This is a genomic window from Streptomyces sp. NBC_01381, from assembly GCF_026340305.1.
GTDB lineage: Bacteria > Actinomycetota > Actinomycetes > Streptomycetales > Streptomycetaceae > Streptomyces.
Genome location: NZ_JAPEPI010000001.1, coordinates 3,799,332 through 3,815,040, shown reverse-complemented (window position 1 = coordinate 3,815,040; position 15,709 = coordinate 3,799,332). Strand labels below are relative to the sequence as shown.

The 15,709-nt window shown below is 68.9% G+C and carries 16 protein-coding genes; 1 reads left to right on the top strand and 15 read right to left on the bottom strand.

The annotated features are described in order from the left end of the window. Positions 1–29 precede the first annotated feature (29 nt). From OG453_RS17765 to OG453_RS17750, 4 genes are read right to left on the bottom strand one after another with little or no spacing between them, the layout of a single operon-like run. The gene (locus OG453_RS17765) at positions 30–653 is read right to left on the bottom strand and encodes an ATP/GTP-binding protein (protein WP_266868875.1); all 624 of its coding nucleotides are present in this window, start codon (positions 651–653) and stop codon (positions 30–32) included. Further along, positions 634–1,011, bottom strand: a complete 378-nt coding sequence (locus OG453_RS17760; protein WP_266868874.1) for a DUF742 domain-containing protein — start codon at positions 1,009–1,011, stop codon at positions 634–636. Before OG453_RS17760 ends, OG453_RS17765 begins: the two co-directional genes overlap by 20 nt. Next, positions 1,008–1,415: a roadblock/LC7 domain-containing protein gene (locus OG453_RS17755; RefSeq protein WP_266868873.1), complete on the bottom strand. Its 408-nt coding sequence runs from the start codon at positions 1,413–1,415 to the stop codon at positions 1,008–1,010. The genes OG453_RS17760 and OG453_RS17755 overlap by 4 nt, the downstream gene beginning before the upstream one ends. Continuing rightward, the gene (locus OG453_RS17750) at positions 1,412–3,046 is read right to left on the bottom strand and encodes an ATP-binding protein (protein WP_266868872.1); all 1,635 of its coding nucleotides are present in this window, start codon (positions 3,044–3,046) and stop codon (positions 1,412–1,414) included. Before OG453_RS17750 ends, OG453_RS17755 begins: the two co-directional genes overlap by 4 nt. Positions 3,047–3,571: 525 nt before the next feature. On the opposite strand from OG453_RS17750, the gene OG453_RS17745 reads away from it, so the two are divergent. Next, positions 3,572–4,678: an LLM class flavin-dependent oxidoreductase gene (locus OG453_RS17745; protein ID WP_266868871.1), complete on the top strand. Its 1,107-nt coding sequence runs from the start codon at positions 3,572–3,574 to the stop codon at positions 4,676–4,678. A 179-nt stretch (positions 4,679–4,857) separates the two neighbouring features. Here the strand turns inward: OG453_RS17745 and OG453_RS17740 are convergent, their stop codons facing one another. The 11 genes from OG453_RS17740 to pafA form a co-directional block, all read right to left on the bottom strand. After that, on the bottom strand, positions 4,858–7,668 hold the full coding sequence (locus tag OG453_RS17740) for an RNA helicase (protein ID WP_266868870.1): 2,811 nt from the start codon (positions 7,666–7,668) through the stop codon (positions 4,858–4,860). A 71-nt stretch (positions 7,669–7,739) separates the two neighbouring features. Beyond that, positions 7,740–8,639 (bottom strand): diacylglycerol kinase, encoded by a 900-nt coding sequence (locus OG453_RS17735; RefSeq protein ID WP_266868868.1) that lies wholly within the window; start codon positions 8,637–8,639, stop codon positions 7,740–7,742. A gap of 17 nt (positions 8,640–8,656) precedes the next feature. After that, entirely contained in the window at positions 8,657–9,610 is a 954-nt protein-coding gene (gene tatC, locus OG453_RS17730) for a twin-arginine translocase subunit TatC (RefSeq protein ID WP_266868867.1), read from the bottom strand. Between the two features lie 47 nt (positions 9,611–9,657). Further along, complete coding sequence (tatA, locus tag OG453_RS17725) at positions 9,658–9,945, bottom strand: Sec-independent protein translocase subunit TatA (protein ID WP_266868866.1); 288 nt, start codon at positions 9,943–9,945, stop codon at positions 9,658–9,660. Between the two features lie 249 nt (positions 9,946–10,194). Next, positions 10,195–10,392 carry a hypothetical protein gene (locus OG453_RS17720; protein ID WP_266868865.1) on the bottom strand — a complete coding sequence of 66 codons (198 nt, stop codon included), beginning with the start codon at positions 10,390–10,392 and terminating at the stop codon, positions 10,195–10,197. A 9-nt stretch (positions 10,393–10,401) separates the two neighbouring features. Then, positions 10,402–10,653: a hypothetical protein gene (locus tag OG453_RS17715; RefSeq protein WP_266869912.1), complete on the bottom strand. Its 252-nt coding sequence runs from the start codon at positions 10,651–10,653 to the stop codon at positions 10,402–10,404. An 11-nt stretch (positions 10,654–10,664) separates the two neighbouring features. Further along, complete coding sequence (locus OG453_RS17710; protein ID WP_266868864.1) at positions 10,665–11,654, bottom strand: YafY family protein; 990 nt, start codon at positions 11,652–11,654, stop codon at positions 10,665–10,667. 15 nt (positions 11,655–11,669) lie between these two features. Further along, positions 11,670–12,623: a YafY family protein gene (locus OG453_RS17705; RefSeq protein WP_266868862.1), complete on the bottom strand. Its 954-nt coding sequence runs from the start codon at positions 12,621–12,623 to the stop codon at positions 11,670–11,672. Positions 12,624–12,761: 138 nt separating this feature from the next. Continuing rightward, entirely contained in the window at positions 12,762–13,136 is a 375-nt protein-coding gene (locus OG453_RS17700) for an FKBP-type peptidyl-prolyl cis-trans isomerase (RefSeq protein WP_266868861.1), read from the bottom strand. A gap of 61 nt (positions 13,137–13,197) precedes the next feature. Further along, positions 13,198–14,199, bottom strand: a complete 1,002-nt coding sequence (locus OG453_RS17695) for an FKBP-type peptidyl-prolyl cis-trans isomerase (RefSeq protein ID WP_266869911.1) — start codon at positions 14,197–14,199, stop codon at positions 13,198–13,200. 145 nt (positions 14,200–14,344) lie between these two features. Beyond that, positions 14,345–15,706 (bottom strand): Pup--protein ligase, encoded by a 1,362-nt coding sequence (gene pafA, locus OG453_RS17690; protein WP_135334215.1) that lies wholly within the window; start codon positions 15,704–15,706, stop codon positions 14,345–14,347. Positions 15,707–15,709 lie beyond the last annotated feature (3 nt).

The following is a 15,709-nucleotide window of genomic DNA, read 5'->3' as shown; positions in this document are numbered from 1 at the left end:
TCGCTCCGGGGTTGCGGATGAGATGAGGGTCAGACGCGGGCCACGGTCAGGGAGTGCAGATACCGCATGAGGGTCAGCAAGGTGTCCCGGCTCGACGCGCGCTGCCGGGCGTCGCACTTCACGATCGGCACCACCTCGTCCAGGTCGAGTGCGCTGCGCAACGCCGGGATCGCGTGCTGCGGCGCGTCGGGAAAGTCGTTGATCGCGACGACGAAGGGCACTCCGCGCTCCTCGAGGCGGCCGATCACGTCGAAGCTGACTTCCAGGCGTCGGGTGTCGACGAGGACGACCGCACCGAGCGCGCCTTCGAAGAGCCCGTTCCACAGGAACCAGAAGCGCTCCTGGCCCGGGGTGCCGAACAGATAGAGCACCAGCTCTTCGGAGATGCTGATCCGGCCGAAGTCCATCGCCACGGTTGTGGCCGTCTTGGACTCGGAGCCGTAGTTGTCGTCCACGCCGATGCCGGCCTGGGTCATGGTCTCTTCGGTGGTCAGCGGCCTGATCTCGCTGACCGAGCCGACCATCGTCGTCTTGCCGACTCCGAACCCGCCCACGATCACGACCTTCACCGCGGCCGCGGCCGTGTGCGGCAGCACGTCCTCGCTGCTGGGTCCGGTGATCGTGTCGGTGTTCTCAGAGTTTCTGAAGTCCATGCATCACCGCTTCGAGGAGGGAACGATCGGGGAGCGTGGAGCGGACGATCGGCTCGCGCGCCTGTACGAGGTCTATGGCGAGCATCCTCGTCAGCAGAATCGTCACCACGCTGAACGGCAGCGCCAGATAGGCCGAAAGCTCGGCGACGGACAGCGGCTGCTTGCATAACCGCAGCACGACGGAGTGCTCCGGCTGCGCCGCGGGTGCCGCCTCGCCGTGCGCGACGATCAGGGTGACCAGGTCGATCGGCGCCCGTTCCGTGTCCTCGCCCGTGATGGTGTAGAGCCGCTCGGGGTTGTCCGGGCTGCGCCGTTCACGCTTGGGAGGGTCGGGGGGGTTGCCTTGCGGAGGAGTCATACGGCCTGCCCGTCTCGCCGGGGCGGGCTCGTCAGATGGGCGCCGATCCGGACGACCAGGTCCCGCATGCGGTTGGCGATGAGGCCCGCGTCCACGGTCTCCTCCGCGAGCACGGCCAGATAGGCACCGGCGCCCGCGGCCATCATGTAGAAGTAGCCGCCGTCGATCTCGATGATCACCATGCGCATCCCGCCTTCGCTGTGCGGGATCTCGGTGGCGACGGCGGCGGCCAGGGACTGAAGTCCCGCGCAGGCGGCGGCGATCCGGTCGGCTCCGTCGGGGTCGCCGCCGTAGCGTGCGATCCGCAGACCGTCCGCGGAGAGCACCACGATCTGCCGGGTCTGCGGCACCCCGTCGGCGAGCTCCTTGAGCATCCAGTCGAAATTGGCCCGTTGCTGGATCACTTCCAGCCCCCCTCGTCGGTGCTGTCGGCGTTGCCGTGGTCGTTCTCGGTCTGGTCCCCGGAGGACGGCGGATCGCCGGCGGTGGTCTCGTCGCCCTTGACGCCCTTCATGAAGGCCTCGATCCACAGACCGGGCTCCTTCTCCTCCCTCTTCTTCACCGGTTCGGGTACGACCGGTGTCGTCGGGGGCTGGGCGTACTGCGCGGCCTGGGCCGCGTACTTCGCGTCCTCGGCCTCCTGGGCGACCCGCTGGCTGAACGATGTGCGGACCCGGCTGCGGCGCTGGGGCAGGCCGTTCGACGTCCACTCGGTGACCTCGGGGACGTCGTCCTCCATGGCCGCGGTGAGTTGCGACTTCGAGAGCGGCGGTCCCGCCGTCATGACGCGGGGCTTCTTGCGCCGGATGCCGTGGGGCTCCTTGATGGGCTCGCCGTCCGCGTTCACCCGGGGCACCGCGGAGGCGCCGATGCCGTGCGCGAGGCCGGGCGCGGGACCGGTGCTGATCATCTCGCGCGGGACGATGAGGACCGCGCGGACCCCGCCGTACGCGGACTGCCGCAGCGAGACCTGCAGGTTGTACATCTGCGAGAGCCGGCCCACGACGGCCATGCCCAGGCGCGGGGTCTCACCGAGGTCGTTCAGGTCGATGCCGGCCTGGGCCTGGGCGAGCATGCGCTCGGCCCGCGCCCTGGCCTCCTCACTGAGGCTGACGCCGCCGTCCTCGATCTCGATCGCGATGCCGGTCTGCACCTCGACGGCGGTCACATGGACGCGGGTCTGCGGCGGCGAGTAGCGGGTGGCGTTGTCGAGGAGCTCGGCGCAGGCGTGGATGAGCGGTTCGACCGAGATGCCGCGGATGGCGATCTTGGCGATCGAGTGCAGATCGACGCGCTGGTACTCGAGGATCCGCGACATGGCGCCGCGCAACACGCTGTACAGCGGTACGGGCTTGGGCCATTGGCGTCCGGGGCGGGCGCCGCCGAGCACGGTGATCGAGTCGGCGAGGCGGCCGATCAGCGCGGTGCCGTGGTCGATGCGCAGCAGGTCGTCGAAGACCTCGGGGTTGCGGCCGTGGAACTCCTCCATCTCGCGCAGTTCCGCGGACTGTTGGTGGACGATGGACTGGACGCGCCGGGCGATGTTGACGAAGGCGCGCTGCGAGGACTCGCGCATCGCCTCTCCGGTGTCCAGGGTGTCCAGGACGTTGCGGAGCATCTGCCGCTGCGACTCGGGGAGTTCGGCGAAGGACTCGTCACCGTCGACCAGATGACGGATCACCTCCGAGGGTGCTTCGCCCTGCCGGAGCCGGAACACGGCCTCGGGGATGATCTCCCTGCCCAGGCGGATGGTCTCGTCGTCATGGGATGCGATGCGCCGCTCCAGGGAGGCGAGCCGCTGCCCGTACTGCGCGTGGAGCTCACGGATGGACCGGCCGCGGCGCACCGCTTCGGCGCCGACCGCGATGACCACGAGGGTCGCGATCGCACCGCACCAGCCGACCGCGATGCGGGCGGGTTCCGTGACCGCCGCGACGGCGGCTCCGGTTGCCGCGGCCATCAGCATGGCGGGCAGCAACAACACACGTGCGTAAGGGACTTCTCGGCCACCGGGAGGCGATTGAACACTCACCATGTATGCCCTCTGAACACTCGTCTTGGGGGGAGGAATTGGGGTTGATGCTGGGAAATGGGGGGATCTTACGGGGAGTTGTGAGGTGAAGACGCATGCGAACTATCTGGAGAACTGGGAACAAGCGCGCGAATCTATCGCAACTCGTTTCAACTCGCCGCGCTCCGGGCGAGCTTAGTCCGCCGGAATCATCGCCGAGTCATATTCAGCAACCCCCTGCAGCGGCCTTGCCGACAGGCATACACTCGGCTCCATTTGCACGCGTGGCGATCAATCGAACACGTGGAGTGATGGCGTCGAACATGCGCGAACACGGCTTCGGGCGGGACTTGGACGGGAGGGGAATCACCACCGCCCGGCCGTGGTTGACGCTCCGTATGGACGGCTGTTCCACTGGGCGCATGCGCCCTCAGCTCCGGCTGGTCACCCGCGACCACATCGACTTCGGTCGTGTGTGGTCCGCGTCGTGTTGCTCCTGACCGCTTCCAAGTCAGCGCACACCACGACCAGTTGAGATGAGGCTCCACCATGCCCGTCGAATTCCTCGGCATCGCAGCGACCAACGAAGGTTCCGAAGTCACCGCGCGCTCCGGTGCCTCCTTCGACAAGGACTACACGCTCAGGCTCGCCCGGGCCCACGAGGACCACGGCTGGGACCGCGTCCTGTTCGCCTACGGATCCGGATCCCCTGACCCCTCCCCCGCGGCCGCCTACATCGCGGCCCGCACGGAACGGCTCCAGATCCTGGTCGCGCACCGCCCGAACGTCTCGTACCCCACCTTCGCCGCGAAGACCTTCGCGACCCTGGACCGGATCAGCGACGGCCGCCTCGCGGTGCACTTCATCACGGGTGGCAACGACCAAGAGCAGCAGCGCGAGGGCGACTTCCTCACCAAGGACGAGCGGTACGCGCGTACCCGCGAGGCCATCCAGATCATCAAGAAGGCGTGGACCTCGCACGAGCCCTTCGACCACGAGGGCGCGCACTACCGCTTCAAGGACTTCGTCAGCGACACCTTCCCGGTCCAACAGCCGCATCCGCGCGTCTCGTTCGGGGGTTCGTCGCCCGCCGCGTACGCGGCCGGGGGCGCCGAGGCCGACATCTACTGCCTGTGGGGCGAGCCTTTGGCGCAGACCACCGAGCAGATCGAGTCGGTGAAGGCGGCGGCGAGGGCCGCGGGCCGCACCGACGTCCCCCGGATCCAGGTGGCGTTCCGCCCGATCATCGCGCCGACCGAGGAACTGGCCTGGGAGAAGGCGCACGCGACGCTGGCCCGCATCAAGGCACGCAAGGCGGGCGCGCCGCCGTCCCGCCGCCACCCGCTGAAGAACCCGGAGAACTCGGGCTCGCAGCGGCTCCTGGCGGTGGCGGCATCGGGCGAGCGGCACGACCGCGCCCTGTGGACGCCGACCGCGGCGGAGACCGGCGGCGCCGGCAACTCCACGGCCCTGGTGGGCACTCCGGAGACGGTCGCCCAGGCCCTGCTCGACTACTACGACCTGGGCGTCGACATCCTCTCGGCCCGCGGCTACGACCTCCTGGACGACGCGATCGACTTCGGCCGCCAGGTGATCCCGATCGTCCGGGAGGAGGTCGCGAAGCGGGACGCTGCGCTGGCGAGCTCAGCGGCGTAAGGCGGGCTCTTCCAGCCCGCCGCGGGGGAGGTTTCAGCCCGTCCGGCGTTTGAGGACGAGCCAGGCCGAAGGCCGCGATCGACGGCCACCAAGCACTGGGGTCCAGGGGCTTGCCCCTGGTTTCGGGAAGGGGCGGGCCTGGGGAAAGAACCAATCCCCCGGCCCGCCCCAACTCACCGTCAGCCGACCGAGCTGTAAGCCACAACCCCGCGCAACAGCTGATCCACAGCCTTACGCGCATTCTTCGCCACAGTGGACCCCTCCCGCGGAGCCGCCGCCGCAATCTGCCCCAGCACATCGATCACCTGCTTGCACCACCGGACAAAGTCCCCGGCAGGCATCTCGATCTCGCGCAGCACCTCGTCGAGGCCCTTGTCCGACGCCCACATGTACGCCGCCCAGGCGAACCCGAGGTCGGGCTCGCGCTGCCCGACCCCTTCCGCCTGGTTGATCTTGAACTCTTCCTCCAGGGCATCGAGCCGCCCCCAGATCCGCACCATCTCGCCGAGGGAGGCCTTCACCTTCCCGGAGGGCAGCTTGGGCGCGAGCGCGTCGTCCGCCATCCGGGCCTCGAACACCAACGCCGAGACGCACGCGGCCAGTTCGGCCGGGCTGAGCCCCTCCCACACGCCTTCCCGCAGGCATTCGCTCGCCAGCAGATCCAGCTCTCCATACAGCCGGGCGAGCCGCTTGCCGTCCTCGGTGACCTCGTCACCCCGGAGGTAGTCCATCTCGGTGAGCAGCGCGACGATCCGGTCGAAGGTGCGCGCGATGGTGTTCGTCCGTCCCTCGATGCGCCGCTCCAGCTGCACGGTGTCCCGCCGCAGGCGGTAGTAGCGCTCGGCCCAGCGCGCATGGTCCTCGCGCTCGTCACAGCCGTGGCAGGGGTGCGCGCGCAGCTCCGCGCGCAGCCGGGCGATCTCCTGGTCGTCGGCGGCGGCAGCGCGCCCCTTGCGGTGCCGCTCGGGCACGATGTGCCCGGCCTTGGTGCGCAGCGCGGACGCCAGGTCGCGGCGCGACTGCGGGGAACGCGCGTTGAACGACTTCGGGATCCGCATCCGGTCGAGGGCTTCCACCGGCACCGGGAAGTCCATCGCTGCGAGCCGCTTGACCTGCCGCTCGGCGGTCAGCACCAGAGGCCGCGGACCGTCCTGGTGCTCGAAGCCCCGGTGGCCGTTGACCCGTCCCGCGGGCAGCCCCGGGTCGAGGACGAGCGCGAGCCCCGCGTACTTGCCGGTCGGCACATGGATGACATCGCCCGGCTTGAGCTTCTCCAGGGCGGCGGCCGCGGCGGCCCTGCGCTGGTTGGCCCCCTGCTTGGCGAGCTCGGTCTCCCGGTCCTTGAGCTCGCGGCGCAGCCGCGCGTACTCGTCGAAGTCCCCCAAGTGGCAGGTCATGGAGGCCTTGTAGCCCTCAAGCCCCTCTTCGTTCTTCTGCACCTGCCGCGAAATCCCCACGACCGACTTGTCGGCCTGGAACTGCGCGAAGGACGTCTCGAGCAGCTCACGCGAGCGGTGCCGCCCGAACTGCTCGACCAGGTTCACCGCCATGTTGTACGACGGCTTGAAGCTGGACCGCAGCGGATACGTACGCGTTCCGGCGAGCCCCGCGAGGTGCTCCGGGCTCATGGCCCGCTGCCACAGCACGACCGCATGGCCCTCGACGTCGATGCCGCGCCGCCCGGCGCGACCGGTCAACTGCGTGTACTCGCCGGGGGTGATGTCGGCGTGCTGTTCGCCGTTCCACTTGACGAGCTTCTCCAGCACCACGCTGCGCGCGGGCATGTTGATGCCCAGGGCGAGCGTCTCGGTGGCGAAGACGGCGCGCACGAGCCCGCGTACGAAGAGCTCCTCGACGACCTCCTTGAAGGTGGGCAGCATGCCCGCGTGGTGCGCGGCGATGCCGCGCTCCAGGCCTTCGAGCCATTCGTAGTAGCCGAGGACGTGCAGGTCCTCGTCCGGGATGGCGGCCGTGCGCTCCTCGACGATCTCGCGGACCTTCATCCGCGCGTCGTCGTCGTTCAGCCGAAGACCCGCGTGCAGACACTGCTGCACGGCGGCCTCGCAGGCCGCGCGGCTGAAGATGAACGTGATGGCGGGCAGCAGGCCCTCGGAGTCGAGCCGGTCGATGACCTCGGGGCGGCCCGGCGTCCAGATCCGCGACCGCTGTCGGCGCTCGCGCTCACGGTCGGCCTCGCGGACCATCTTGCCCTTGCGGCGGTCGCGCGGGTTGTACGAACGGCTGGCCTCCATGCGCGCCATGCGTGTGAGGTCGGGGTTGACCGTCTTCTTCCGGCCCTCGCCCTCCTCGAAGAGGTCGTACATCCGGCGCCCGGCAAGCACGTGCTGGAACAGCGGCACGGGCCGGTGCTCGGAGACGATCACCTGGGTGTCGCCGCGCACGGTGTCCAGCCAGTCGCCGAACTCCTCCGCGTTCGAGACCGTCGCCGACAGGGAGACCAGCGTGACGGACTCCTGGAGGTGGATGATCACCTCTTCCCAGACGGCCCCCCGGAAGCGGTCGGAGAGGTAGTGCACCTCGTCCATCACCACATAGCCGAGGTTAAGGAGCGCCTGCGAGCCCGAATACAGCATGTTGCGCAGCACTTCGGTGGTCATCACGACCACCGGCGCATCGGAGTTGACGCTGTTGTCGCCGGTCAGCAGGCCGACCTTGTCCGCGCCGTACCGCTTCGCCAGGTCGGCGTACTTCTGGTTGGAGAGCGCCTTGATCGGCGTCGTGTAGAAGCATTTCTTGCCCTGCAGCAGGGCCAGGTGCACGGCGAACTCGCCGACGATCGTCTTGCCCGAACCCGTGGGGGCGGCCACGAGCACGCCCTTGCCCGCCTCGAGTGCCTGACAGGCCTCGATCTGGAAGGGGTCGAGGCCGAATTCGTACATCTCGCGGAAGCCCGCGAGTGCGGTGGCCTGCTCGGCAGCGCGCTCGCGCGCCGCCGCGTACCGCTCGGCCGGTGAGAGGTCCTCTGTCATCGTGCTTTCGAGCCTACCGGCCACCACTGACAACGGACGATCATTATCTGCCTTACGGCCCCGAAGACCCTTCAAGACCCTTCGGGCACCAGGATCCGCACGGCTCCCGCCACGCACTCCGCCGTCAGCGGCAGAGCCCCCAGCTGCTCTCCGTCCGCGTACCCGGTCACGCCCGAGGCCGCCAGTTCCACCTTCCGCGCCCGGTGGACGGTGACCTTGGGATGGTCCAGGTGCGTGCCCTTGTAGACGCGCGGGAAGACCTTCAGGAGCGTCGTGCGGCTGCAGTCGCCGACGACCGTGACGTCGAAGAGACCGTCGCTCATGTCTGCGCGGGCGCAGATCTTCATGCCTCCGCCGTACGAGGATCCGTTGCCGACGGCGATGAGCGTCGCGTCGACCTCGTGGACCTCCCCGCCGTCCAGGGTGATCCGGTAGGGGACGGTCTTGAAGGCGGCCAGCTCGGCGAGCATCGCGAGGTCGTATTTGAAGCGCCCCGTCGGCCAGCGCATGCGATTGCCCCGGTCGTTGACCCGCGAGTCGAAGCCGGACGCGAGCACGGTGCCGAACCAGGTCTTGCCGACCCGCCCCAGGTCGACGGCGCGGGTGCGTCCCGCGTCGAGCGCGTCGGCGACGACCGCCCCGGCGGCCGCCGGGTCCCGCACCGGGAGCCCGAGCGCCCGTGCGAAGTCGTTGCCGGTACCCACGGCGATCACCCCCAGCGGGGTGTCCGTCTGCGCGACGGCCTGCAGCGCGAGGCTCGCCATGCCGTCGCCGCCGACGGCGATCAGCGCCCCCGTGCCGCCCTCGACGGCGTCCCGCGCCCTGCGCAGCGCATCGGCGGCGTCCTCGCCGATGACCGTGCGTACGGAGAAGCCTGCTGCCCGCAACGCGGAAGCGGCCGGCTGCGCCGCGTGGGCGCCCCGGCCGCGTCCCGCGGTGGGATTGACGAAGAGGGTGATCTCGCTGGTCACGGCCGGACCCTACAAGGTCAGGTCACGTCGTCGAAACCGTTTACCCGGTCCCGGTCCGGGCTGCTCTGCTGCGGAAGGGCACGACTGGCCGAAACGGATTCGATCTCGCCGACGTCCTCGGGCGTCAGGTCGAGGTCGGACGCCTCGTCGTCGTCGGGCCCTGCGGCATCGATCCTGGCCTTGCGCCGGTCGTTCAGGAGCGAGAAGCCGGTGGCCGCGAAGTACAGCACCCAGATCGGCCCGGCGAGCATGATCATGGTCAGCGGGTCCGTGCTGGGCGTGGCCACGGCCGCGAAGACCGTGATGCCCATGATCATCCCGCGCCACCAGCCGAGCATCCGCTTGCCGGTGATGGCTCCGGTGAGGTTGAGCATGACCAGGAGCAGCGGAAGCTCGAAGGAGAGACCGAAGACGATCACCATGCGGGTGACCAGGTCGATCAGTTCGTCCAGCGGGAGCTGGTTGTCGACGCCGCCGGGTGAGAAGTCGAGCAGCACCCGCGCCATGGTCGGCAGCGTCTTGTACGCGAAGAACCCACCGCACATGAACAGCGGGAAGCCGGCGCCCACGAATGCGTAGGCGTACTTCTTCTCGCTCTTGTGCAGGCCAGGGGCGACGAACGCCCACAGCTGGTACAGCCAGACCGGCGACGCGAGCACCACGCCGGCCATCAGGGAGATCTTCAGGGCAAGGGTGAACGGCGTGATCAGACCGTTCAGCACGATGCGCGCGCAGGTCTCGTCCCCGCCCTTCTTCGCCAGCTCGGCGAAGCTGGACTCGCACCCTACGGAACTCAGGATCGGGTCCGTGAAGAACTCGATGATGTCCTTGTAGAAGAAGGCAGCGACGATCGCGACGACGATGATGGCCAGCACGGCCTTCGCGAGCCGGTTGCGGAGCTCACGCAGGTGCTCCGCAAGAGGCATCCGCCCCTCGGGATCCTGTTCCTTCTTGCGGGCAGACTTGAGCAACCCACGTCCTCATCTCGTGCGGCAGGCCGGCCGTCGCCGGCCTTGGATCAGCGCTTAGTCGTGCTGTCGGTGGGCTCGGTGACCGGGCGCGAGCTGGTCACGTCGCCGGGCGCGGCCTGGATGGTGCGCTGCTGGGCGGAAGGCTCGTTCGGCGGGTCGGCCGGGGCGGCCTCGTCCTTCTTGCCGTCCGTCTTCATCGCCTTGGCCTCGCTCTTGAGGATGCGCGCGGACTTGCCGAGCGACCGGGCCATGTCGGGAAGCTTCTTCGCGCCGAACAGCAGAACGATGACGACGAGAATGAGAATGATCTCGGGGGCGCCGATCTTTCCGAACATAGGTCTTTACCTTCTCACCGAGGCGGCAGGGGCGGGGCTGCCGGACAGGCCGGACTTGCTGTCCGGCCACCGTGCTGGCAGCGATCGTAACGCTCAGGGGTGAACGCAGGGCAATCCCTGTGCGTACTCCCAGTCGCGGCCCGCGCCTCGCACTCCGGGCCACGTCAGCAGCGTACCTGCCGTACAAGGGAAGTTGACAGGCCGCGGTGTCGATGCGCGTCTCCCCGGCACCTGTGGGATTCACAGGATCTAAAGGACATCCCGGCCCGCACGGGCCACGCCCGTCGCAGCCGCCTCAAGATCCTCCGCCGCGCGATTGATCCGCTGTGTGGTCTCCGTCACCTGACGGCTCAGACGCTGCGCCTCCAGGAAGACCCGGATCGCCAGAACGCCGAGCACGGCCAGGCCGCAGAACCCCACAGCAATCGCCAGCATCGCCCAGAACATGCGCCGAGCCTAGACGGTCGAGTGCAGACGCAGCGTCCGCACCCCGCCGCCGGTGAGGAGTTCGACGATGCGCTCGCCCGCGGGCTTGCGCACCGCGACGCCGCACTCGGGGCAGGTGAAGGAGTAGAAGGTGGTGCGGGCCGATGCGCCGATGGCCAACCGCAGGGCGCCCGCGGAGAGTTCGAAGCGGGCGCGGCAGTCGGGGCAGGCGGCCTTGAAGAGCACGGGGGCGATTCTCGACATTCCGGGAATCTCGGACATGATGCTGGTGTTCAACGTCCTTGCTCCTGCCTGTCGTACGGCCCTTCCGGGTGTCGGTCATAGGCCGCTAGGGCCTTACGCGCCGCCTGCCGCGCGCTGTCCGCGAGATCGGCCGGGGAGACGATGTGCCCGTCGCCGCCCAGCCGCAGCGCGAGCCTGCGCAGCGAGGTGGGGTCCGGGGTGCGCAGCGTGATCCGCAGTCCGCCGTCGGGGAGTTCCTCGGCACTGTCGTGCGGGTAGTACTCGGCGACCCAGCGGCCGCCGGGCCCCACCTCGATGACCACCTCGGGGTCCTCGGCGGCGGGCTGCACGAGCCCCTCGGAGAGATCACGCAGCTCGACCTCGGGCGGCGACGACGCCTCGTCCATGATCCTGATCTCGGCGACCCGGTCGAGGCGGAAGGTGCGGCGCGCCTCGGAGAGGTAGCACCACGCCTCCATGTACGTGTGTCCGACGGCGAAGAGACGGATCGGGTCGACCTCGCGCTCGGTCAGCTCGTCGCGCGCGGGCGAGTAGTAGCGCAGCCAGAGCCTGCGCCGCTCGGAGATGGCGCGGTCGACGTCCGCGAAGACGCCGCCCTCGGACTCGAAGGTGACCGAAAGACGTGCGCTGGCCCCTGCGGCCTCGCCGGCAGCCGTCTCCAGCTTGGCGGTGGCGCGAAGGAGCGCCTGCCGGTCGCTCTCGCGCAGCCCGGGCAGGGTGGACACCGCGCGGGCGGCCACCAGGAGCGCGGTGGCCTCGTCGGCGGCGAGCCGCAGGGGGGCCGCCACGTCGTCCGGGTTGTGCCACCAGATGCGGTCGCCGTCGGTGTCGATGTCGAGGAGGTCGCCGCCGCGGAAGCTGGTCCCGCACAGCGGCAGCACGTCCAGGTCGGAGATCAGCTCGTCCTGGGTGATCCCGAAGGCGCGGGCGACGTCGCTGACGTGGGCGCCGGGGCGCTCGCGCAGATAGGTCACCAGGGAGAGCATCCGCCGGGTCTGGTCGATGGCGTTCGAGGCCATTCTCGGTACGTCCCCTCAGCCCTTGGCCACGGCGCGCAGCCGGTCCACGACGTCGGCCCGCAGCTCCGCGGGCTCCAGGACCACCACATCGGGCCCGAACTCCACCAGCCAGGCATCGAGCCCGTGCCCGTACGGAATCTCCAACTCGTCCCACCCCTCGCCCAGTTCGCGTATGTGGGCGGCCTTGGCCCGCAGCGGATAGCCCGCGCCCGTGCGCAGCCGGATGAGGGCGGAGCGGTCGGCGCTCTCCCCCGCCCAGCTGGCCACGGTCTCGCGCACCGTGACCACGTCGGGGACGTCGGCGGTGAACCTTCCGGCGCGGGAGCGCACCTTGCCCGTGATGCGGGAGAGCCTGAAGACCCGCTCGGCACCGCGGTCGCGGTCCCAGCCGGCCAGGTACCAGTGGCCGCGCCAGCATTCGAGCGCCCACGGCTCGACGTGCCGCTGCTCGGGGCGGGCCGCGGTGGCCTTGCGGTAGTCGAAGGCGACGGGGCGGCGGTCGCGGCAGGCGAGCATCAGCGGCTCGAAGGACGCCTCGTGCACGGGGATGCGCGGTTCGAGGGCGCTGTGTGCCTCGTACGGGTCGACGTCCTCGGGCAGCCCGGCGGCGCGCAGCTTCTGCAGGGCGCCGCTGGCCGCTCCGGCGAGGCGGGCCTGCTGCCAGACCTTGGCCGCGAGGCCGAGCGCGGCGGCTTCCTCGGCGTCGATGGTGATGGGCGGAAGGCGGTTGCTGTCGCGCCGGGCGAGATAGCCCACGTCACCGTCGAGATTCTCCACCGTCTCGATGACCAGGCCGAGTTCGCGCAGATCGTCCTTGTCGCGCTCGAACATCCGGTTGAAGGAGTCGTCGTTCCCCGCTTCGAGATAGGCCTCGATGGACTCGCGCAGCTCGCGCTTGCTGAGCGGCCGCCGCGTCCCGAGCAGACACAGCGCCAGGTTCATCAGCCGCTCGGCCTTGGCAATGGCCATCGACGCCCTTTCTCAACAGTGCTTCCGACCGCCGACCGTACCGCCCTGGGGTGTCCTGGCAAAAGCCGAGGGCCCATGCCAGGACAGGCATGGACCCTCGATGGACAGGTCTGATCAGACCCTGACCTCAGTCGTCGCTCAGACGGAGACGAGATCGCAGACGAAGATCAGCGTCTCGCCCGGGGCGATACGGCCGCCGCCGGCGCCACGGTCGCCGTAGGCGAGCTTGGCGGGGATGATCAGCTCGCGCCGGCCACCGACCTTCATGCCCTGGACGCCCTGGTCCCAACCGGAGATGACCTGGCCGGCACCGAGCTGGAACTCCAGCGGGTTGCCGCGGTTCCAGCTCGCGTCGAACTCCTCGCCGGTGCTGAAGGCGACGCCCACGTAGTGGACCTTGACGAAGTCGCCCGCCTTGGCGACCTCCCCGTCACCCTCCCAGATGTCCTTGATCTGCAGATCGGCCGGCGGCTCGCCGCCCGGGAAGTCGACCTCGGGCTTGTCAATGCTCACGAAAATGCTCCTGCTTGATACGGATGGTCATGCGCGGACAGTCTTACATCCTCGCCCGGCGTCACGCCTTCGCGAGGATGTCCACGGAGAAGACCAGCGTCGAGTCCTTCTTGATGGTGCTGCCCTGCGGCGGCCGGTCACCGTAGCCCAGCTCCGGCGGGATGACGATGAGGACGCGGCTGCCGACCTTCTTGCCGGTCAGGCCCTGCGCCCAGCCCTTGACGACCTGCGCGAGCTGGAACTGGGCGAGCTGGCCGCTCTTGTACGAGGAGTCGAACTCCTTGCCGTCCGCCCACAGCACGCCCTTGTACTGGCACAGGAGACTGTCGGTCTCCTTGACCTCGTCGCCGTCGCCCTCCAGGACGTACGTCGCGACGAGCTTCTTGGGGGCGTCCTTCTTCTTCGGGACGTCGATCGAGGGGGCCTTGCCGTCCGTGTTCGTACCGACCTTGGGCAGGTCGATGTTGGACTGCGCGACCTCCTTGCCCTTGACCGAGCTCTTGGCGTTGAACGTGCCCACCAGGTCGACGACGAAGACCAGGGTGTCGTCGCCCTTGATGCCCGCCTGCTTGTTGCCCTCCGTGCCGTACCCCAGCTTCGGGGGGATGGCGAGCTCCACTCGGCTGTCGAGCTTCTTGCCGACCAGGGCCTGGTCCCAGCCGGGGATGACCTGGCCGACGCCGATCGGGAAGACCGTGGGGTTGCCCCGGTCGTAGGAGTTGTCGAAGACCTTCGCCGTGGCCCAGATCTGGCCGAGGTAGTTGGCCTGGAGGTAGTCGCCCTTCTTGACCTCGGCACCCTTGCCCTGGATCAGGGTCTTGACCGCGAGGTCGGAGGACGGCTTGCCGTTCCCCTTCGCGACGGTCGGCTTCTGGCCGAACTTCGTCCCCTTCGTGATCTCGGGCACAGGCCCGTCCACGATCTTCGCCGTCGGCGCGGCCGAGGTCGAGTTGGTGGGGGACGGGCTGTCGCTGGACTTGGCCTTGTCGGCCTTGTCGTCACCACACCCGGCCAGCGTGAGCAGGCCGGCCGGAACGGCAAGGAGAAGTGAGCGTCGGCGCACGGTGGGGGCCTCGTATCGGTCGATCTTGTCGGTTGGCGTGCGCGCAACTCTACGCATCGAGAAGGGCGCCGTACGAGGAACGTACGGCGCCCCGCGTTGCGTTCCCGCAACGCACCACCCGTCTCAGGGGTTTACATACCGGCGATCACATACCGGCGATGAGCTTCTCCACCCGGTCGTCCACCGACCGGAAGGGGTCCTTGCACAAAACCGTGCGCTGCGCCTGGTCGTTGAGCTTCAGGTGCACCCAGTCGACCGTGAAGTCGCGGCGCTGCTCCTGGGCCCGGCGGATGAAGTCACCGCGCAGCCGCGCGCGGGTGGTCTGCGGGGGCACCGACTTGCCCTCGAAGATCTTCAAGTCGTTGCAGATACGGGCGGCTTGTCCCTTTCGCTCCAGGAGGTAGTACAGACCACGACGACGGTGGATGTCGTGGTACGCGAGGTCTATCTGCGCGACCCGGGGGTGCGACATGGTCATGTTGTTCTTCGCGCGGTACCGCTCGATGAGCTTGTACTTCATGACCCAGTCGATCTCGGTGCCGATCCTGTCGAGGTCCTCGGCCTCGATCGCGTCGAGCGTGCGGCCCCACAGTTCGAGGACCTGCTCGACCGTGCCCGTGCGGATGCCGCGGCGCTCCACGAAGTCCACGGCCTTTTCGTAGTACTCGCGCTGTACCTCGAGGGCCGAGGCCTCGCGGCCGCTGGCCAGGCGCACCTTGCGGCGGCCCGTGATGTCGTGGCTGACCTCACGGATGGCCCGGATCGGGTTCTCCAGGGTGAGGTCGCGCATGACGGTGCCCGCCTCGATCATGCGGAGCACGAGGTCGGTGGCGCCGACCTTGAGGAGCATGGTCGTCTCGGACATGTTCGAGTCGCCGACGATGACGTGCAGCCTGCGGTAGCGCTCGGCGTCCGCGTGCGGTTCGTCGCGGGTGTTGATGATCGGCCGGGAGCGGGTGGTCGCGGAGGAGACCCCCTCCCAGATGTGCTCGGCCCGCTGGCTGACGCAGTACACGGCGCCGCGCGGAGTCTGCAGCACCTTGCCCGCGCCGCACAGCAGCTGCCGCGTGACCAGGAACGGAATGAGGATGTCCGCGAGCCGCGAGAACTCCCCGTGCCGGGCCACCAGATAGTTCTCGTGGCAGCCGTAGGAGTTTCCCGCCGAGTCGGTGTTGTTCTTGAAGAGATAGACGTCGCCCGCGATTCCCTCCTCGTGCAGGCGGCGTTCGGCGTCGACGAGCAGGCCTTCCAGAATGCGCTCGCCCGCTTTGTCGTGGGTGACCAGCTCGGTCACGTTGTCACATTCCGGTGTCGCGTATTCCGGATGTGACCCGACGTCAAGATAGAGGCGGGCGCCGTTCCGCAGAAAGACGTTGCTGCTGCGGCCCCATGACACAACACGGCGGAAGAGGTAGCGCGCCACCTCGTCAGGTGACAGACGGCGCTGCCCCCTAAACGTGCACGTGACGCCGTACTCGTTCTCCAGCCCGAAAATGCGGCGGTCCATGAC